We start from the raw sequence: 16,674 nt of genomic DNA on the forward strand, positions 1-16,674 counted from the left end.
CCGCGCCTCGCGACGATTGGGCGCGGGCGAACGCGGCTACCCGGGATGCAGAGAGCGCGCCGGGATCACCACCGAGACCACCACCGGGAGCGCCGCCGGGAGGAGTCATGCCGGAGTTGCCGGACGTCGAGGGCTTTCGCGAGGTGCTGGACTCCTGCGGCCGGGGGCACCGCGTCCGGCGCGTCGACGTGCGGGACGCGGGTGTCCTGCGCGGCGTCGGGGTGCGGCGGCTGCGGCGCGAGGTCGAGGGCCGGCGGCTGGGTACGCCGCGCCGCCACGGCAAACTGCTGGTGGCGCCGTTCGGCGACGGGCCGGCCCTGGTGTGGCACTTCGGCATGACCGGCCGGCTGATAGCGGCCTCGGCCGACGACCCGCCGGACCGGCACGACCGGGTCGTCCTCACCTTCGACGGCGAGCGCCAGCTGCGCTATCGCGACCAGCGCAAACTCCAGGGCGTACGGCTGGCCGACGGACCCGAGGCGGTGGAGCGCATACTGGCCGGGCTGGGGCCCGACGCCCTCGACATCGGCCGCGAGGACTTCCTGGCGCTGCTCGCCGGGCGGCGGGGCGCCGTCAAGGGTCTGCTGATGGACCAGTCCGCCATCGCCGGCCTGGGGAACCTTCTCTGCGACGAGATCCTGTGGCGGGCCCGGGTGGCGCCGGGGCGTCCCGGCCGGGAACTCGACGAGGCCGAGGCGCGTCGGGTGTTCACCGCGATGCGCCGGGTGCTCACCTCGTCCTGCCGCGCCGCCCGCGTGCCCCCGCGCACCACCTGGCTCACCGGCCACCGTGACGACGCCGAGCCCACCTGCCCCCGCTGCGGTACCGGCCTGCGCTCACGCCGCATCTCCGGCCGCCGCACGGTCTGGTGCCCGGCCTGCCAGCACTGACGCGGCCGCCCGGCGGAGGCGGGACGGCAAGACAGCGGCCGGCCGAGCAGGGCCGGCGTCGCACCCGCCGCCCCTGCCGCCTCCTCGGACGGCTCGTTCACGCCGTCGCCCCGGCGTGCACGGGAAGGTCGGCGAGGCGCCACTCGAGCATGCCGTCGTTGAGCCGGATCGCCCGCCGTCCGCGGTCGGTGAGCAGGCGTACGGCGTCGTAGGCGAGCGCGCAGTACTCGCCGCGGCAGTAGACGACGACCTCGGTCTCGCCGGGCAGTTCTCCGACGCGGTCGGCCAGCTCGGCGACCGGGATGCAGACGGCCCCGGGGATGTGGCCGGCGAGGTACTCCTCCACCGGCCGCACATCGAGCACGACCACGTTGCCGGCCTCCACCCGGGCCAGCAGCTCCTCGTGGGTGACCTCCGCGGCGCCGTCCTCGCCGAGGTAGGCGTCGCGAGCGGCGGGGACGGCGGCCTGATGGCGGTCGGCGACCCTGCGCAGCAGGGCGAAGAGCTGGGCGACGTCGTCTCCCGCGAGCCGGTAGTGGATGCGTACGCCGTCGCGGCGGGTGGCGACGAAACCGGCCTGCTTGAGGATCTGAAGGTGCGCCGAGGCGGTGGTCAGGTTCAGCCCGGCGGCCTTGGCCAGAGCGTCCACGGTGCGCTCGCCCTGGGCGAGCAGGTCGAGCAGCTCAAGGCGCTTTCCGCTGGCCAGCGCCTTGCCGCTGGCCGCGAACGCGTCGTAGAGGGCGGCCTTGGTGCCGCCTGTGGTGGCATCCCGCATTGCTTCCTCCAAATATCTATGGATTACTGTAACCGATGCTCGGCGGTGACGCCCTACTCCGCCCGGCGCCCCGAGGAAGGACGGCACGATGGGCTTCGCCGACGATCACCCGATACCGCCGGTCGACAACGGGCCGGGCAGCCGCACCCCCACCAGCAGCCGACCCCGCCGCCCACGGCCAGAAGCTCATCCAGGGCACAGAGGACACGAACACGTGAACACCACCACCGCGGCCACCACGCCGACCGACGCCCGCGGCCGGCCCGTACGCCTCGGACTGCGGGAGAACCGGCTTCAGTTCACCCTGCTGGTCATCGTCAACGTCTGCGTCGGCGGCCTGGTCGGCCTGGAACGCACCACCGTCCCGCTCATCGGCTCGCAGACGTTCGGCCTGACCAGCGACCTGGCCGTCTTCTCGTTCATCATCGCCTTCGGCGTCACCAAGGCACTGACCAACCTCGCCGCCGGAGCCCTCACCGCCCGCTTCCGCCGCAAGCAGCTGCTGGTGGCCGGATGGCTGATCGGCATCCCCGTCCCCTTCGCCCTCGCCTGGGCACCGTCCTGGGGCTGGATCGTCGCCGCCAACGTGCTGCTCGGCCTGAACCAGGGCCTGACCTGGTCGATGACCGTCAACATGAAGATCGATCTCGTGGGCCCGGCCCGCCGCGGGCTGGCCACCGGTCTGAACGAGGCCGCCGGCTACACCGCCGTCGGCGTCACCGCTCTGCTCACCGGCTACCTCGCCACCCGCCACGGCCTGCGCCCGGTCCCCGAGCTCATCGGCGTCGTCTTCGTCATCGCGGGCCTCGCGCTGGCCCTGGTCGTCCGCGACACCGCCGCCCACGTCGCGCTCGAACTCGCCCACCACACCAAGCCCCTGCCCACCGACGAGGACACCGGCCTGAAGGCGGCGTTCAGACGCACCTCCTGGCAGCACCGCTCCCTGCGCGGCGCCAGCCAGGCCGGGCTGGTCAACAACCTCAACGACGGCCTCACCTGGGGCGTCTTCCCCCTGCTGTTCACCGAGCACGGCCTCGGCCTGGCCGCCGTCGGACTGATCAAGGGCCTCTATCCCGTCCTGTGGGGCCTCGGGCAGATCCCCACCGGCCACCTCGCCGACCGCATCGGCCGCAGACCCCTCATCGTCTGCGGAATGCTCGTCCAGGCCGGCGGCTTCGTGCTCGCCCTCGCCCTGCTCGGACGCCCGCTGCTCGCGGGGATCCTGTCCGCCGTCGCGCTCGGCCTGGGCACCGCCATGGTCTACCCGGCCCTGATCGCCTCCGTCTCCGACCACGCCCACCCCGCCTGGCGGGCCAACGCCCTGGGCACGTACCGGTTCTGGCGGGACATCGGCTACGCCCTCGGCGCGCTCGTCGCCGGCGTCGTCGCCGACGCCGTCGGCCTGAATGCCACCGTCGTCGCCGCCGCCGTCCTCACCGCCGCCTCCGGGCTCCTCGCCGCCCGCTGGATCACCGAGCACCGGCCCGACCCCCGGTGATCGACCGGCCCGTCCCGGCCACGGCCGGGGCAGGCTCTCCGTGCCGAGGGCGGCGGCGAGGACGCCGGGCATGGGTGGTGGAATTTTCAAGCATCTCTGCCTGTTGTCGGCGCCGAAGGAGGTCACGAGTGGACACCACGTACGACACGACGTACTACGACCAGGGAACCGCCGCCGAGCGCTGGACCCGGGCACAGCTGTTCTTCGACGCCAGGGACTACGCGGGCGCCGCACGGGTGCTCGCCAGGCTGGTCGAGGAGGTGCCGGAGCAGACCGGACCCCGGCTGCTGCTGGCGCGCGCCTACTACCACTCGGCCCAACTGCGCCGCGCGGAGGCCGAGTTGCGCGAGATCATCGAGCGCGACCCGGTGGAGCACTACGCCCGGCTGATGCTGGGCCGTACGCTCCAGCGGCAGGCCCGGCACGAAGAGGCGGCGCCGCATCTGCGGATCGCCTCGGCGCTGGCCGGCGATTTCCCGCAGGAGTGACGAGGAGGGGCCCCTGGCAGTGCCGGGGGCCCCTTCGGCGCCGTGCGGCCGGACGACGTCACAGCGGTGCGGCCGCGCGCAGGATCAGGAACAGGGTGACCGCCGAGTTCGCCGAGGACATCGCCGATACGAGGGTGCCCGCGGCGGCGCCCCAGACCGCGAGGCCGGCCGTGGTGAAGGCGGCGGGCCAGCCGCGGGCCACCGGAGCGGGACCGAGCAGCGCGGCGACCCGGCGCGGCACCGGACCGGTGGCGGCGAGCCCGGCCACGGTCGGCGCCGGGGTGCCGCGAGACAGCAGCGCCGCCTTGCCGATGGCACGCGCGACCGTCGGCCGGTCCGCCACCGAACCGGCCGCCTCCTCGTCCGCCCAGCGCTCGGCCGTGTAGCGGACGGCGGTGCGCAGGGGCCGCAGGAAGGGGTTGGCGCGGGCCGCCAGGTGCACGGCGAGCAGGTGCCGGTGGTGCCGGGCGGCGAGATGGGCGCGTTCGTGGGCGAACAGGGCCCGGCGTTCACCGGGGGCGAGGCCGTCGAGGAGCGCGGTGCTGACGACGATCCGGCCGGGGAGCGCGTAGGCGTAGGGGGTGCTGTCGGGCAGCACGCAGACCGCCCGGCCGGGCAGTCCGGTGAGCGCCCGGCGGGCCAGCCGGATGACGCGGCGGTGCCGGTGGAGGGCACGGCCGCACAGCGCCGCGACCGCCGCGAGGGCGGGGATGGCGGCGCGGCCGGCGATCTCGTCGTGCGGGACGGCGGCCCGCACCTCCGGGTCGGACCAGCCGTCCGGGAGCGGGTTGCCGGGCAACTGGGCGGTGCCGACCACCATCAGCAGGGCCAGGCACAGCGTGCTGCACCCGGCCATGACCACGGCCATCGCGGTGAGCAGCCGGGTGGCGGCGCGCGGGTGCAGCCGCCCCTCGGCCAGCCGGGCGACGGGCCACGCGGTCAGCGGCAGGACCAAGGGCAGGAAGACGAAGACCCCCATGGCCGGTCAGTCTTCCGTACCGCCGTCGTCGCTGGGCGCGGCGTTCCGAGTGTTCACCTGCCCCGGTCCGGCGGCCTCCAGCAGGGCCCGCAGCACCTGCTCGTCACCGGGCGGCAGGTCGGTGACGAAGCTGGCGAGCACCGCCGCACGGTCCCGTTCGCCGTCGAGGAGCCGGCGCATCCGCAGGGCGGCGAGCCGGGCCACGTCGGCGGTGGGGGTCCACAGGAAGGAGCGGCCCCGCCGCTCACGGGCGACGACGTCCTTGGCGAGCAGCCGGGTCAGGATGGTCACGACGGTGGTGTAGGCGAGGTCGCCGCCGAGCCGCTCCTGCACCCAGGCGGCGGTGACGGGACCGCCGGCCTCGCGCAGCGCGCCCAGCACCTGGCCCTCCAGCTCCCCCTGCCCCCGCCGGGCCCGCGCCATCGTCCCGTCTCCCCTCTCCTGCACTCGGTTCACCCCCGAGGCGCCCCCGTCGGTGCCGAACGCCCCCGGGCTCACTCGCCGCCACCGCGAGCAGCGTGTCTGACCACGCTACTTCACGCCGGCGCTCCTCCCGTACGAGCGCCGCCCACGACGGTACGCGATCTCGCCGAGCACGATGTCCACGGCGAGAAAGGCGGCCAGCGGGATCCCGAGCAGCGGCACGAAACAGCCGAGGACCGCGATCACCCCCAGCGCCGGGACGAGGAGGTACGGCGGGACCTCGGCCCAGGCACCGCGCGGGACCGGCCGACCGAAGGCGGAGCCGCGGCCGCGCTGCCACCACATGCGGTAGCCCCACAGGATCAGCAGGATCAGGCAGAGCGCGAGCAGGGCCAGGGCCAGCTGGTTGACCACGCCGAAGAGGATGCCGGTGTGCAGGTCGATGCCCCAGCGGGTGAGTCTGGCGAGCACCGGATAGTCGGCGAAGCGCAGCACGTCGGTCACCTCGCCGGTGCCCGGGTCCACGGCGACGGAGTCCTGCTTCTCGGGCCAGCTGCGCTGGACCTGCCTGACCACGTAGGCGCTGTTCGCGTCGGCGGGCGGGACGATCTCGACGGGGTCGCCCAGCCCCTCGGCGCGGGCGGCGGCGAGCACCTTGTCCAGGCCGACGCCGTGCTCGGCGTCGCCGCCGGTTCCGGCCGCCGTACCGTGTCCCGCGTGTTCGCCGCCGCTCGCGGCCGCGGAGACCGCCGGGGTGGCCTGGCCGAGGGAGGTGCGCAGTTCGTCTTCTCCGGGGACTGGTGCGGGGGTGCGGACGGTCCAGTAGTCGGAGCGCGGCCGGGCCGAGTTCCCCACATTTGAAGTGACCCGCGTCACACGCCCTGCCATGGCATGCTGGCTCGATGGCATCTCCCAGCGAGCGCGCACCCCTTGCCGAGCGGATCGAGGAACTCCTCGCCCCCGGCGGGCCGTTGCCCGTCGTCGCGGCCGGCGACCCGGTCCTGCGACGCGGAACCGAGCCCTACGACGGCCAGTTGGCCCCGGCCCTGCTGGCCCGGTTCGTCGAGGCGCTGCGCGTCACCATGCACGCGGCCCCGGGCGTGGGCCTGGCCGCTCCCCAGGTCGGCGTCCCGCTCCGCATCGCCGTGCTCGAGGACCCGGCACCGGTACCGGAGGAGGTGGCGGTGGCCCGGGGCCGGGTCCCGCAGCCGTTCCGGGTGCTGGTCAACCCGGTGTACGAGCCCGCCGGCACCGCCCGCGCCGCCTTCTTCGAGGGCTGCCTGAGCGTGCCGGGCTGGCAGGCGGTGGTGGCCCGGCACGCGAGCGTGCGGCTGACCGGCACGGACGAGCACGGGCATCCGCTGGACGAGGTGTTCACGGGGTGGCCGGCCCGCATCGTCCAGCACGAGACCGACCACCTCGACGGCACGCTGTACCTGGACAGGGCAGAGCTGCGCTCACTGTCGTCGAACGAGGCGATGGCGGGGCGCTGGGCCCAGCCGACCCCGGCGACGGCGGCGGAGGCGCTGGGCTTCGACCTGCCGTAGGCCGACGGGACCCGACCGCGCCCCGAAGGGGTGCGGGGCTGTATCGACATGCGGCTACCGCCGCGTGGGCGCGACAAGCCCCCACCGGCCCGCGGACAACCCACGCACCCCGTGCCCCTCGGGACTACCCCCGGTACGCCTCCAGCAGCCGCAGCCACACCTCGCTCAACGTCGGATAAGACGGCACCGCATGCCACAACCGGCTGATCGGCACCTCCCCCGCGACCGCGATCGTCGCCGAGTGGATCAGCTCGCCCACCCCGGGCCCCACGAACGTGACCCCGCGCAGGATCTCCGCCTCCAGGTCGACGACCATCCGGGCGCGCCCCTTGTACCCGTCGGCGTACAGTCCCGCCCCGGCGACGGAGGAGAACTCGACGTCGACCGCCCGCACCCGGTGGCCGGCCTGCTCCGCCTCCGCGAAGGAGAGCCCGACGGCCGCCGCCTCCGGATCGGTGAAGACGACCTGCGGTACGGCGTGCAGGTCGGCGGTGGCCGCATGCGCACCCCACGGCATGTCCAGGAGCGGTGTGTCCGCGGCGCGCGCCGCGATCGCCGCGCCCGCGATCCGGGCCTGGTACTTGCCCTGGTGGGTGAGGAGCGCCCGGTGGTTGACGTCCCCGACGGCGTAGAGCCAGTCGGTGCCCTCGACCAGCAGGGTGTCGTCCACCGGCAGCCAGGAACCCGGCTCCAGACCGACCGTGTCGAGGCCGATGTCGTCGGTGTGCGGGACGCGCCCCGTGGCGAAGAGGATCTCGTCGGCCTCGATGCGGTCGCCGCTGTCGGTCACGACCACGACCGTGCCGTTCTCGCGGGTCACCGACCGCACGGAGGTACCGGTGCGGACGTCGGCGCCGGCCTCCTTGAGCGCGTCGGCGACGAGTTCGCCGGCGAACGGCTCCATGCGGTTGAGCAGCCCCTTGCCGCGGACCAGGACGGTGACCCGGGAGCCGAGGGCCTGCCAGGCGGTCGCCATCTCGGTGGCGACGACACCGCCGCCGACGACGATCAGCCTGCCGGGTGCCTCCTGGGCGCTGGTGGCCTCGCGGCTGGTCCAGGGCTTCACCTCGGCGAGGCCGGGCAGGCCGGGCAACTGGGCACGGGTGCCGGTGGCGACGGCCACCGCGTGCCGGGCGGTGAGGGTGGTGAGGGTGCCGTCGGGGCCGGTCACGGTGACCGTGCGCGGCCCGGCGAGGCGGCCGTGGCCTCGGTAGAGGTCGGCGCTGATGCCGTCCAGCCAGGCGACCTGGCCGTCGTCCTTCCAGTTCGAGGTGAAGTAGTTGCGGCGGGCGAGCACCGCCGGGGTGTCGAGCGGGCCCTGGACCGCCTGGGCGAGGCCGGGCAGGCGGCGGGCGTCCGCCTGGGCGATGACCGGGCGCAGCAGGGCCTTGCTGGGCATACAGGCCCAGTACGAGCATTCGCCGCCGACGAGTTCGCTCTCCACGACCGCGGTGGAGAGGCCGGCCGCACGGGTGCGGTCGGCGACGTTCTCCCCCACGGGCCCGGCCCCGAGCACCACGACGTCGTAAGCGATGGTTTCCGTTTCCGTCATGGGGTCAGTCTTGCTGGTGGTGTGCGCCCGGGCCACACGGGTAGGGGGCGGAATACCTGTCCGGCCGGACATGTTGTGCGGACGGTTCGCCCCGTCCCGGGGTGCCCCCCACGTCAGGAAGAGGGAAGCACGCATGAGCAGCACCGTGGAGCTCACCAAGGAGAACTTCGACCAGACGGTCACGGAGAACGAGTTCGTCCTGATCGACTTCTGGGCGTCCTGGTGCGGCCCGTGCCGGATGTTCGCCCCGGTCTACGAGAAGGCCGCCCAGGACAACCCCGACCTGGTGTTCGGCAAGGTGGACACCGAGGCGCAGCCGGAGCTGGCCCAGGCCTTCGGCATCCAGTCGATCCCGACCCTGATGATCGTCCGCGACCAGGTCGCCGTCTTCGCCCAGCCCGGCGCCCTGCCGGAGGCGGCCCTGACGGACGTCATCGGCCAGGCCCGCAAGCTGGACATGGACGAGGTCCGCAAGAGCATCACCGCACAGCAGGGCGACGCGCAGTAGTCCCGGTCAGAAGGGGTACGGCGCCACGTCCCCGCGCACCGTCGTCCAGCGCACGTCCGTGAACGCCTCCAGGTTGGACTCGCCGCCGAACCGGGCACCGGTGCCGGAGGCGGCGACTCCGCCGAAGGGGGCCACGGCCTCGTCGTTCACGGTCTGGTCGTTGATGTGGACGATGCCGGTCGGGATGCGTTCGGCGAGGTCCAGGCCGCGCGCCGTGTCCCGGGTGACGATGCCGAGGGAGAGGCCGTAGGAGCTGTCGGCCGCGAGCGCGGCGGCCTCGTCGAGGTCGGCGAAGGACCGCACGGGCGCGACCGGTCCGAAGACCTCCTCGGCGTAGGCGGGTGTGCGGTCGTCGACGCCGGTCAGGACCGTCGGCCGGTAGAAGAGGTTCTCATGGGTGCCGCCGGCGGCGAGTCGGGCGCCCTGGGCGGTGCTCGACTCCACCAGGCCGCGGATCTTGGCGAGTTGACCGGCGTCGATGACCGGTCCGAGGTGGACCTGTTCGCGGTGCGGGTCGCCGACGGCGAGCGAGTCGGCCTTCGCTGCGAGGCGCTCGGCGTACTCGTCGGCGAGCGAGGCGTGGACCAGGTGCCGTCCGGTGGTCATGCAGATCTGGCCCTGGTGGAAGAAGGATCCCCAGGCGGCCGTGGAGATCACCGCGTCGAGGTCGGCGTCCTCCAGCACGATCAGGGCGGAGTTGCCGCCGAGTTCGAGATGGGCGCGCTTGAGACGGCGGCCCGCGGCCTCGCCGACCGCACGGCCGGCCGCCGTGGAGCCGGTGAACGAGATGACCGGCACCAGCGGGTCCTCGACCAGCGCCGCGCCGACGTCCGCCCCGCCGGGCAGCACGTGCAGCAGCCCCTCCGGCAGTCCGGCCTCCGCGAACACCGCGGCGAGCGCGAGCCCACCGCACACGGCGGTGCGCGGATCGGGTTTGAGGACGACCCCGTTGCCGAGGGCGAGGGCGGGCGCGACGGAGCGGATGGACAGGATCAGCGGCGCGTTGAACGGCGAGATGACCCCGACGACACCGACCGGGATCCGGCGGGTGTACGACAGCCGGGGCGCCTCGCTGGGCAGCACCTGGCCGGCCGGGCGGGAGGCGAGGGCGGCGGCCTCGTAGCACTCCTGGGCGGCGACGTGCAGCTCGAAGTCCGCCTTGCCGGGTATGGACCCGGACTCGCGGACGATCCACTCGCGCAGTTCGTCGGCGTGCTCCGTGAACAAGTCACCTGCCCTGCGCAGGACTTGGGCCCTGACGAAGTGCGGGGCGCGAGCCCAGTCGCGGTGCGCGGCGCGGGCGGCCGCGGCGGCCGGGGAGACGTCCGCGGGCGCGGCCAGGGTGACCGTGCCGAGCGTGTCGCCGGTGGCGGGCTCGGTGACTTCGTACTGTGCGCCGGACAGGGTGCTCGCCTGCCAGGTCTTCGGGTCGAGCAACGGCATGACGGCTCTCCGATCGATCACCGGGGTTGCGCGGCCCACGGCGCTGCCATGAGCCGTTTGGTTGAGCGCGCAACATCTTAGCCAGGGGGCCCGGAAAAGCACCGCCCCCGATCAGGGTGACCCGTCAGCTGGATTCGCGCTGCACCACCGAGGCGCCGAGCACCCGGTGCGTCTCCGGTGCGCCGCCCGGATCGCGGACCGCACGGTCGACCAGCTCCGCGAGGTCGCGGCCGGAGGGCAGGTCGATCCGGATCGTGGAGAGCCGGGGCCGCAGCAGCCGGCCGAGCATCAGGTCGTCGGCGCCGAGCACCGCCGTGTCCTCGGGGATGCGCACGCCCGCGTCCTGGAGGGCGCGCATGAACAGCATCGCGTACTCGTCGTTGTACGCGAACACCGCGTCGAGCCCCAACTCGGGCCAGCGTGCCGCGAGTTCGGCCGCCGACTGTTCGGTGTAGCCGAGCGGCAGCACGGTCACCTCGGCGTCGGTGCCGCGCAGCACCTGGCGTACGCCTTCGAGGCGGGGCCGGGAGTAGGTCTCCAGGCCGGTCTCCTCGGGGACGAGCACGCCGATCCGGCGCCGGCCGCGGGCGTGCAGGTGGCTGCCGGCGCACTTGCCGACGGCGTCGTGGTCCATCAGCAGGGCATGGGCGCCCTCGACGCGCTCGGGGCCGAAGGTGACCACGGCCCGGGCGCCGGCCCGCTTGAGCACCGCGACACCCTCGGGGCCGAGTTCGGCACCCGGCACCAGCACGGCGACCGGCCTCAACTCGGCCCAGGCGCGGGCGGCTTCGTGACCACGCAGGCCGGCGGTGCCGTACTGGACGACCGTGTAGTCGAGGCGGCTGAGGGCCCACTGGAGTTCGTTGATGAACTGCCCGTACCGCGGGCCCGTCGGAATGGCCGGGGCGGGCATCAGGACCATCCGGGTGTGTCCGGCACGCAGGCTGCGGGCGGCCGCGTGGGGAACGTACCCGAGTTCCTTCGCGGCCTCGTGGACCCGGCGACGGGTGGGCTCGCTGATCCGGACGGCACTGGTCTTGTTGAGGACGTAGGAGACGGTCGCGCGGGAGACTCCGGCCAGGCGGGCCACATCGGCGCTCGTGGGGACCGAGCGCGGGACCGGCGACGCTGCCGAGGGCGGTTTCGGGATGTGCACCATGACGTACGGCATCTTGGCAGAGGCCCGGGCAGGGGGGTCCGGCGGGGCAAGGTGATTGAGAGGTTGACGAGTTGGGCTCTGGCCGTCGGAGCCCACGACGCCGGCGCCCCATCGACGAACATGTTCGTCACGAACTTGTTCGCAACGAACATGTTCGTTATGGTGGGCGCATGCCAGCAACTCCCCGCTCCCGCCGGGAGCGTCCCGCCAAGCCCGCCCTGACCAGGGAGGGCATCGTCGCCGCCGCCGTGGGGATCCTGCGCGCCGAAGGGCTGCAGAAGGTCACCATGCGGCGCCTGGCCCAGGAGCTCGACACCGGCCCGGCCTCGCTGTACGTCTACGTCCGCAACACCGCCGAGCTGCACGCGGCGGTCCTGGACGAACTCCTGGGCACCGTGGGCCCGGCCCCGGCGGAGGGCACGTGGCGGGAGCGGCTGGAGCAGGTGCTCGTCGCCTACACCACGATGCTGCTGGAGCATCCGAGCCTGGCCCGCTCCGCGCTGACCTCCTGGCCGAGCGGCCCGCACTACCTGAACCTGATCGAGACCCTGCTGGGCCTGCTCGCCGAGGGCGGGGTGGCACGCGAGCGGGCCGCCTGGGGCGTCGACCTGCTGCTCCAGCGCGCCACCGCGACCGCCGCCGAGCACGCGGGCGGGGCGTCCCAGGAGGACAGGGACTCGCTCGGCCGGGCGCTGAGCCAGGTGTCGGACCGTACCCACCCGCACATCGCCGCCGCCTCCGGGGCGCTGCTGTCGGGCGCACCCGCGGCCCGCGTGTCCTGGGGGTTCCAGGCCCTGATCAACGGCATCGAGCACACCCCCGTACCCGGATCCCACGACTAGGAGCCCTTCATGTCCACTCCCCACCACCCCGTCGCGATCGTCGGGGCCGGCCTCGGCGGGCTCACGCTCGCCCGGGTGCTGCGGGTGCACGGCGTCGAGGCGGCCGTCTTCGACCTCGACGCCTCCCCCGAGGCCCGCACCCAGGGCGGCATGCTCGACATCCACGACGACTCCGGCCAGGTGGCGCTGCGCGCGGCCGGGCTGTACGACGCGTTCCTGGCGCACGTCCACGCGGGCGGCCAGGCGACGCGGGTACTGGACAAGGACGCCCGGGTCCTGCTGGACGAGCCGGACGACGGCACCGGCGGGCGGCCGGAGATCGACCGGGGCGAGCTGCGCCGGCTGCTGCTCGGCTCCCTGCCCGAGGGCGTGATCCGCTGGGGCGCGAAGGTCACCGGCGCCCGCCCGCTCGGTGCCGGCCGGCACGAGGTGACCCTTGCGGACGGCGGCTCCTTCACCACCGATCTGCTGGTCGGCGCGGACGGCGCCTGGTCCCGGGTGCGCCCGCTGGTCTCGGACGCGCGGCCCGCGTACACCGGGATCTCGTTCGTGGAGACGGACCTGCCGGAGGCGGACGTACGCCATCCGGTGAGCGCCGAAGTGGTCGGCGGCGGCATGCTGTTCGCGCTCGGCGCGGGCCGGGGCTTCCTCGGCCACCGGGAGAGCGACGGCAGCCTGCATGTGTATACGGCGGTGGAGGCGCCCGAGGAGTGGCTGGACGGGATCGACTTCACCGACACCGAGGCGGCCAAGCGGGCGGTGCTCGACCACTTCGACGACTGGGACAAGAGCCTGCGGGCGCTGGTCGCGGACGCCGAGGGCACGCTGGTGCCGCGGCGGATCCACGCCCTGCCGGTCGGCCACCGCTGGGACCGGGCGCCCGGGGTCACACTGCTCGGCGACGCGGCGCACCTGATGTCGCCGTTCGCCGGTGAGGGCGCCAACCTGGCGCTGATCGACGGCGCCGACCTGGGCCTCGCGCTCGTCGCGCACCCGGGCGACACCGAGGCGGCCCTGACCGCCTACGAGGAGAAGATGTTCGCGCGTGCCGAGCGGTCCGCGGCGGACTCCGCGCGCAGCGGTGCCATGCTGTTCCGCGCCGACGCGCCGCGTGGTCTGGTCGACATGTTCACCGGCGGCGGGCCGGACGCCGGCGGGCAGGGCCTCGTCGGGGCGGACGTCAGCGGGCCGGTGCCGTCCGCGTGACGCGGTCGACCAGGTCGATCCAGCCGGCCTCCAGGCGCTCCATCGGCATCCCGCACTGCCTGGCCAGATAGTGGATCTGGGCGGGGTCGAGGTAGGCGAGCAGCGTCTGGGCGAGCAGTTCGCAGTCGGCGTCCGGCTGGATCTGCCGCAGCAGCATCGTGACATGCGTGCGCAGCGCCTGGATCGGCGGATTGGCATAGCGCCGGGTGGGCTCGGGCTGGGCGGCCAGCTGGAGGTCGAGCTGCTCGGCCGCGCGGTAGAGGACCGCGACGCCGAACGCCCGGAGCCGCTCGACCGGCGGCGCGCCGGGGCCCAGCGGCGGGGGGCCGCCGAGGAAGTCGGCCTGAAGCCGCCGCGAGGAGTGGTCCAGCAGCGCCATCAGCAGGCCGGTGCGGTCGCCGAACCGGCGGAAGACCGTGCCCTTGCCCACCTCGGCCGCCGCGGCCACCGCCTCCATGGTCACGCCGGCCACCCCGTGCTCGGCGATCAGCCGGGCGGCGGCCTCCAGCAGCCGGGCGCGGTTGCGGGCGGCGTCGGCACGCAGGCACTGCTCTTCCGGAGCGGGTCCGACCTCGAGCAACTGCGGGCGGTCGAAGGGCTCCTGGGGCTGTGGGAGAGGCGGCAGGACGCTGGACATGAAGACAGCGTAAAGCATGGGGAACAAAACTGGACCGCGGTCCGGTTAGAGTGTTAGAAATTAAACGGACCTCGGTCCGGATTCGTTACGGCAGTGTTTCATCCCCCCTGGAGTTCCCCATGTCTGTCCGCATCCTTGCTCTCGTCGGCAGCCTCCGCGCCGGTTCGCACAACCGCCAGCTCGCCGAGGCGGCCGTCAAGCTGGCCCCCGAGGGTGCCGTGGTCGAGGTCTTCGAGGGCCTGGCCGACATCCCGTTCTACAACGAGGACATCGACGTCGAGGGCAACGTCCCGGCCGCCGCCGCGAAGCTGCGCGAGGCCGCCCAGGCCGCCGACGCGTTCCTGCTCTTCTCCCCCGAGTACAACGGCACCATCCCGGCCGTCCTGAAGAACGGCATCGACTGGCTGTCCCGCCCGTACGGCGCCGGCGCCTTCGGCGGCAAGCCGGTCGCCGTCATCGGCACCGCCTTCGGCCAGTACGGCGGCGTGTGGGCGCAGGACGAGGCCCGCAAGGCCGTGGGCATCGCCGGCGGCAAGGTGGTCGAGGACATCAAGCTGTCGATCCCCGGCTCGGTGACCCGCTTCGCCGAGACCCACCCGGCCGACGACGCCGAGGTGGCCGCCCAGCTGACCGAGGTCGTCGCCCGCCTGCACGGCAACGTGGGCGTGGCCGCCTGAGGCACCCCGCAAAGGGGCCGGAGCTCACCAGCTCCGGCCCCTTTCACGTCCGGCCCGGCCCCGCTACGGCCCCGTCACCGGCGCGGGCACGCAGAGGGGCTCGGCGAGCTGGTGGTGCCGGCCCTCGAAGGGGCCGTTGTCCTCCGGGTCCCGCATCTGCGGGCAGACCCGCAGCGTCTCCCCCAGCCGCTCGACGTCAAGCCTCGGCGTCGGCGGCCCGGCGGGGCCGGGACGGGCACCCGCCGGACGGCGGGGAGCTTCCGCCGTCCGGCGGCCCCGCGGATCGTACGACCGCGCGGATCATAGGCGTACGAGCCGCAGCGCACCACCGCGAGGAGCCGCCATGACCTCCGTACCGCCCCCGTTCGACCCCGAGCTGTCCGCCGCCCTGGAGCTGATCAAGGACGTGATCTCCCCGGGGTTCACGATGGCGGACATCGCCACGCTCCGGCAGAGCGCGGGGATACAGCTGCTCGCCGAGCTGGACCTCACCCTGGACGGGGCGTTCGAGGTGCAGGACCGCACGGTCCCCGGCCCGGCGGACGCGCCGGAGATCTCGCTCCTGATCTGCCGCCCGGTCGCCCCGGCCGTCCCCGGCCCGCTCCCGGTGATCTACCACGTGCACGGCGGCGGCATGGTGCTCGGCAACAACCGGGTGGGCCTGGACGTGCCGCTGGCCTGGGCGCAGGAGCTGGGCGCGGTGGTGGTGTCGGTGGAGTACCGGCTGGCGCCCGAACATCCCCATCCCGCGCCGGTGGAGGACGTGTACGCCGGGCTGCTGTGGACGGCGGAGCACGCGAAGGAGCTCGGCGGCGACCCGGAACGGATCGTGATCGCCGGCGCCAGCGCGGGCGGCGGCCTCACCGCGGCCCTGGCCCTTCTGCTGAGGGACCGTCAGGGCCCCGCGGTGATCGGCCAGATGCTGCTCTGCCCGATGCTCGACGACCGCAACGACACCCCTTCCGGCCACCAGATGAAGGGCCTCGGTGTCTGGGACCGTACGGCCAACGAGACCGGCTGGACCGCCCTGCTGGGCGAGCGCCGGGGCGGCCCCGACGTCTCCCCCTACGCGTCCCCGGCCCGCGCCACCGACCTCACCGGCCTCCCCCCGGCCTTCCTCGACGTCGGCTCCGCCGAGACCTTCCGCGACGAGACCGTCACCTACGCCTCCCGCATCTGGCAGTCCGGCGGCATCGCCGAACTCCACGTCTGGCCCGGCGGCTTCCACGGCTTCGACGGCTTCGCCCCCCAGGCCGCCCTCTCCCAGGCGGCCAGGGCGGCCCATGTGGACTGGCTGCGCCGGCTGCTGGCGCGGTGAGCGGACGTCAGCCGACGGGCGTACCGTGACGTGCGCGCGCCCGCCGGCCCGACGCCCGGTCGAGGTGGACTGCCACGGTGCCGTAGAACCGCCGCACCGCGTCGTCGACGCTGCGGATGAATCCGGTCCCGGCGGCGACCGCGAGGACGCCGGGGGTGCTTTCCCTGCGCGGCTCGGCCTGGAGCCGCCCCGGGAGCCGCGAACCGGGAGCGCCTTCTGCCCGAGTTCGCCGCCAGGGCCCGGACGGACCTGCCGGATGAGGGGGCTCAGCTCCCCTTTGCCGACGCCTTCTTGATCGCCTCCCTGATCCTGGAGTAGGTGCCGCAGCGGCAGACGTTCTCGATGTCGTCGATGTCTGCGTCCGTGGGGTGCGGGGTGCGTTTGAGCAGGGCGGCGGCCGCCATGATCTGGCCGGGCTGGCAGAAGCCGCACTGCGCCACGTCGCGGTCCAGCCAGGCCTGTTGGACGGGGTGCAGGGTGTCGCCGTCGGCGAGGCCCTCGATGGTGGTGACCGCGCGTTCCGCGCAGTCGGCGACCGGGACGACGCAGGGCTGGATCTCCTCGCCGTCGAGGTGGCTGGTGCAGGCGCGGCAGACCCCCACCCCGCAGCCGTACTTGGGGCCGGTGACGCCGAGCAGGTCGCGCAGGACCCACAGGAGCGGCATGTCGGCGGGGGCCTCGACCGTCACCGGTCTGCCGTTGAGGACGAACGAATACGAACGCATCGGTGCC

17 protein-coding genes and 2 pseudogenes are annotated in these 16,674 nt (G+C 73.9%); 9 read left to right on the top strand and 10 right to left on the bottom strand.

What is annotated here, in order from left to right; all coding sequences use genetic code 11:
- Positions 1 to 107 precede the first annotated feature (107 nt).
- Positions 108 to 890 (top strand): DNA-formamidopyrimidine glycosylase family protein, encoded by a 783-nt coding sequence (locus AB0P24_RS18075; protein ID WP_365795020.1) that lies wholly within the window; start codon positions 108 to 110, stop codon positions 888 to 890.
- Between the two features lie 97 nt (positions 891 to 987).
- On the opposite strand, the gene AB0P24_RS18080 is transcribed toward AB0P24_RS18075, so the two are convergent.
- Positions 988 to 1,665: a metalloregulator ArsR/SmtB family transcription factor gene (locus tag AB0P24_RS18080; RefSeq protein WP_365795022.1), complete on the bottom strand. Its 678-nt coding sequence runs from the start codon at positions 1,663 to 1,665 to the stop codon at positions 988 to 990.
- A 214-nt stretch (positions 1,666 to 1,879) separates the two neighbouring features.
- Here AB0P24_RS18080 and AB0P24_RS18085 point away from each other — a divergent pair, with 214 nt between their 5' ends.
- Both AB0P24_RS18085 and AB0P24_RS18090 read left to right on the top strand, forming a co-directional pair.
- Complete coding sequence (locus tag AB0P24_RS18085; RefSeq protein WP_365795024.1) at positions 1,880 to 3,163, top strand: MFS transporter; 1,284 nt, start codon at positions 1,880 to 1,882, stop codon at positions 3,161 to 3,163.
- A 128-nt stretch (positions 3,164 to 3,291) separates the two neighbouring features.
- Entirely contained in the window at positions 3,292 to 3,651 is a 360-nt protein-coding gene (locus AB0P24_RS18090; protein ID WP_365795026.1) for a tetratricopeptide repeat protein, read from the top strand.
- A 58-nt stretch (positions 3,652 to 3,709) separates the two neighbouring features.
- On the opposite strand, the gene AB0P24_RS18095 is transcribed toward AB0P24_RS18090, so the two are convergent.
- From AB0P24_RS18095 to AB0P24_RS18105, 3 genes and pseudogenes are all read right to left on the bottom strand, one after another.
- Complete coding sequence (locus AB0P24_RS18095) at positions 3,710 to 4,630, bottom strand: M56 family metallopeptidase (RefSeq protein WP_365795028.1); 921 nt, start codon at positions 4,628 to 4,630, stop codon at positions 3,710 to 3,712.
- Between the two features lie 6 nt (positions 4,631 to 4,636).
- Positions 4,637 to 5,053, bottom strand: a complete 417-nt coding sequence (locus AB0P24_RS18100; protein ID WP_365795213.1) for a BlaI/MecI/CopY family transcriptional regulator — start codon at positions 5,051 to 5,053, stop codon at positions 4,637 to 4,639.
- 108 nt (positions 5,054 to 5,161) lie between these two features.
- Positions 5,162 to 5,839, bottom strand: a pseudogene (locus tag AB0P24_RS18105) (PepSY domain-containing protein); the annotation flags it as partial.
- 116 nt (positions 5,840 to 5,955) lie between these two features.
- Between AB0P24_RS18105 and AB0P24_RS18110 the strand changes: the two are divergent.
- Positions 5,956 to 6,600: a peptide deformylase gene (locus AB0P24_RS18110; protein ID WP_365795030.1), complete on the top strand. Its 645-nt coding sequence runs from the start codon at positions 5,956 to 5,958 to the stop codon at positions 6,598 to 6,600.
- Between the two features lie 124 nt (positions 6,601 to 6,724).
- On the opposite strand, the gene AB0P24_RS18115 is transcribed toward AB0P24_RS18110, so the two are convergent.
- Positions 6,725 to 8,152, bottom strand: a complete 1,428-nt coding sequence (locus AB0P24_RS18115; protein ID WP_365795032.1) for an NAD(P)/FAD-dependent oxidoreductase — start codon at positions 8,150 to 8,152, stop codon at positions 6,725 to 6,727.
- A 133-nt stretch (positions 8,153 to 8,285) separates the two neighbouring features.
- Between AB0P24_RS18115 and trxA the strand changes: the two genes are divergently transcribed.
- The gene (trxA, locus tag AB0P24_RS18120; RefSeq protein WP_365795034.1) at positions 8,286 to 8,660 is read left to right on the top strand and encodes a thioredoxin; all 375 of its coding nucleotides are present in this window, start codon (positions 8,286 to 8,288) and stop codon (positions 8,658 to 8,660) included.
- Between the two features lie 6 nt (positions 8,661 to 8,666).
- On the opposite strand, the gene AB0P24_RS18125 is transcribed toward trxA, so the two are convergent.
- Positions 8,667 to 10,103, bottom strand: coding sequence for a benzaldehyde dehydrogenase (locus tag AB0P24_RS18125; protein ID WP_365795036.1), 1,437 nt, complete (start codon positions 10,101 to 10,103; stop codon positions 8,667 to 8,669).
- Between the two features lie 124 nt (positions 10,104 to 10,227).
- The gene (locus AB0P24_RS18130; protein ID WP_365795038.1) at positions 10,228 to 11,274 is read right to left on the bottom strand and encodes a LacI family DNA-binding transcriptional regulator; all 1,047 of its coding nucleotides are present in this window, start codon (positions 11,272 to 11,274) and stop codon (positions 10,228 to 10,230) included.
- Positions 11,275 to 11,432: 158 nt separating this feature from the next.
- Between AB0P24_RS18130 and AB0P24_RS18135 the strand changes: the two genes are divergently transcribed.
- Positions 11,433 to 12,104 carry a TetR/AcrR family transcriptional regulator gene (locus AB0P24_RS18135; RefSeq protein ID WP_365795040.1) on the top strand — a complete coding sequence of 224 codons (672 nt, stop codon included), beginning with the start codon at positions 11,433 to 11,435 and terminating at the stop codon, positions 12,102 to 12,104.
- Between the two features lie 9 nt (positions 12,105 to 12,113).
- On the top strand, positions 12,114 to 13,310 hold the full coding sequence (locus AB0P24_RS18140; protein ID WP_365795042.1) for an NAD(P)/FAD-dependent oxidoreductase: 1,197 nt from the start codon (positions 12,114 to 12,116) through the stop codon (positions 13,308 to 13,310).
- Here the strand turns inward: AB0P24_RS18140 and AB0P24_RS18145 are convergent.
- Positions 13,285 to 13,965: a helix-turn-helix domain-containing protein gene (locus AB0P24_RS18145; RefSeq protein WP_365795044.1), complete on the bottom strand. Its 681-nt coding sequence runs from the start codon at positions 13,963 to 13,965 to the stop codon at positions 13,285 to 13,287. The genes AB0P24_RS18140 and AB0P24_RS18145 overlap by 26 nt on opposite strands.
- Before the next feature lie 101 nt (positions 13,966 to 14,066).
- Here AB0P24_RS18145 and AB0P24_RS18150 point away from each other — a divergent pair, with 101 nt between their 5' ends.
- Positions 14,067 to 14,624 (top strand): NAD(P)H-dependent oxidoreductase, encoded by a 558-nt coding sequence (locus tag AB0P24_RS18150; RefSeq protein WP_181808158.1) that lies wholly within the window; start codon positions 14,067 to 14,069, stop codon positions 14,622 to 14,624.
- 66 nt (positions 14,625 to 14,690) lie between these two features.
- On the opposite strand, the pseudogene AB0P24_RS18155 reads toward AB0P24_RS18150, so the two are convergent.
- Positions 14,691 to 14,816, bottom strand: a pseudogene (locus AB0P24_RS18155) (LLM class F420-dependent oxidoreductase); the annotation flags it as partial.
- Between the two features lie 151 nt (positions 14,817 to 14,967).
- On the opposite strand from AB0P24_RS18155, the gene AB0P24_RS18160 reads away from it, so the two are divergent.
- Positions 14,968 to 15,942 (top strand): alpha/beta hydrolase, encoded by a 975-nt coding sequence (locus AB0P24_RS18160; RefSeq protein WP_365795047.1) that lies wholly within the window; start codon positions 14,968 to 14,970, stop codon positions 15,940 to 15,942.
- A 266-nt stretch (positions 15,943 to 16,208) separates the two neighbouring features.
- Here the strand turns inward: AB0P24_RS18160 and AB0P24_RS18165 are convergent, their stop codons facing one another.
- On the bottom strand, positions 16,209 to 16,667 hold the full coding sequence (locus tag AB0P24_RS18165; protein ID WP_365795049.1) for a (2Fe-2S)-binding protein: 459 nt from the start codon (positions 16,665 to 16,667) through the stop codon (positions 16,209 to 16,211).
- Positions 16,668 to 16,674 lie beyond the last annotated feature (7 nt).

It is taken from the genome of Streptomyces sp. NPDC086519 (assembly GCF_040686075.1).
GTDB lineage: Bacteria > Actinomycetota > Actinomycetes > Streptomycetales > Streptomycetaceae > Streptomyces > Streptomyces shenzhenensis.

Excerpts from the sequence above, each read along its gene's own strand:
- AB0P24_RS18160 (WP_365795047.1), top strand. The coding sequence starts at position 14,968 with ATGACCTCCGTACCGCCCCCGTTCGACCCCGAGCTGTCCGCCGCCCTG.
- AB0P24_RS18100 (WP_365795213.1), bottom strand. The coding sequence starts at position 5,053 with ATGGCGCGGGCCCGGCGGGGGCAGGGGGAGCTGGAGGGCCAGGTGCTG.
- AB0P24_RS18135 (WP_365795040.1), top strand. The coding sequence starts at position 11,433 with ATGCCAGCAACTCCCCGCTCCCGCCGGGAGCGTCCCGCCAAGCCCGCC.
- AB0P24_RS18110 (WP_365795030.1), top strand. The coding sequence starts at position 5,956 with ATGGCATCTCCCAGCGAGCGCGCACCCCTTGCCGAGCGGATCGAGGAA.
- AB0P24_RS18165 (WP_365795049.1), bottom strand. The coding sequence starts at position 16,667 with ATGCGTTCGTATTCGTTCGTCCTCAACGGCAGACCGGTGACGGTCGAG.
- AB0P24_RS18125 (WP_365795036.1), bottom strand. The coding sequence starts at position 10,103 with ATGCCGTTGCTCGACCCGAAGACCTGGCAGGCGAGCACCCTGTCCGGC.
- AB0P24_RS18150 (WP_181808158.1), top strand. The coding sequence starts at position 14,067 with ATGTCTGTCCGCATCCTTGCTCTCGTCGGCAGCCTCCGCGCCGGTTCG.
- AB0P24_RS18075 (WP_365795020.1), top strand. The coding sequence starts at position 108 with ATGCCGGAGTTGCCGGACGTCGAGGGCTTTCGCGAGGTGCTGGACTCC.
- AB0P24_RS18095 (WP_365795028.1), bottom strand. The coding sequence starts at position 4,630 with ATGGGGGTCTTCGTCTTCCTGCCCTTGGTCCTGCCGCTGACCGCGTGG.
- AB0P24_RS18080 (WP_365795022.1), bottom strand. The coding sequence starts at position 1,665 with ATGCGGGATGCCACCACAGGCGGCACCAAGGCCGCCCTCTACGACGCG.
- AB0P24_RS18115 (WP_365795032.1), bottom strand. The coding sequence starts at position 8,152 with ATGACGGAAACGGAAACCATCGCTTACGACGTCGTGGTGCTCGGGGCC.
- AB0P24_RS18140 (WP_365795042.1), top strand. The coding sequence starts at position 12,114 with ATGTCCACTCCCCACCACCCCGTCGCGATCGTCGGGGCCGGCCTCGGC.
- AB0P24_RS18145 (WP_365795044.1), bottom strand. The coding sequence starts at position 13,965 with ATGCTTTACGCTGTCTTCATGTCCAGCGTCCTGCCGCCTCTCCCACAG.
- trxA (WP_365795034.1), top strand. The coding sequence starts at position 8,286 with ATGAGCAGCACCGTGGAGCTCACCAAGGAGAACTTCGACCAGACGGTC.
- AB0P24_RS18130 (WP_365795038.1), bottom strand. The coding sequence starts at position 11,274 with ATGCCGTACGTCATGGTGCACATCCCGAAACCGCCCTCGGCAGCGTCG.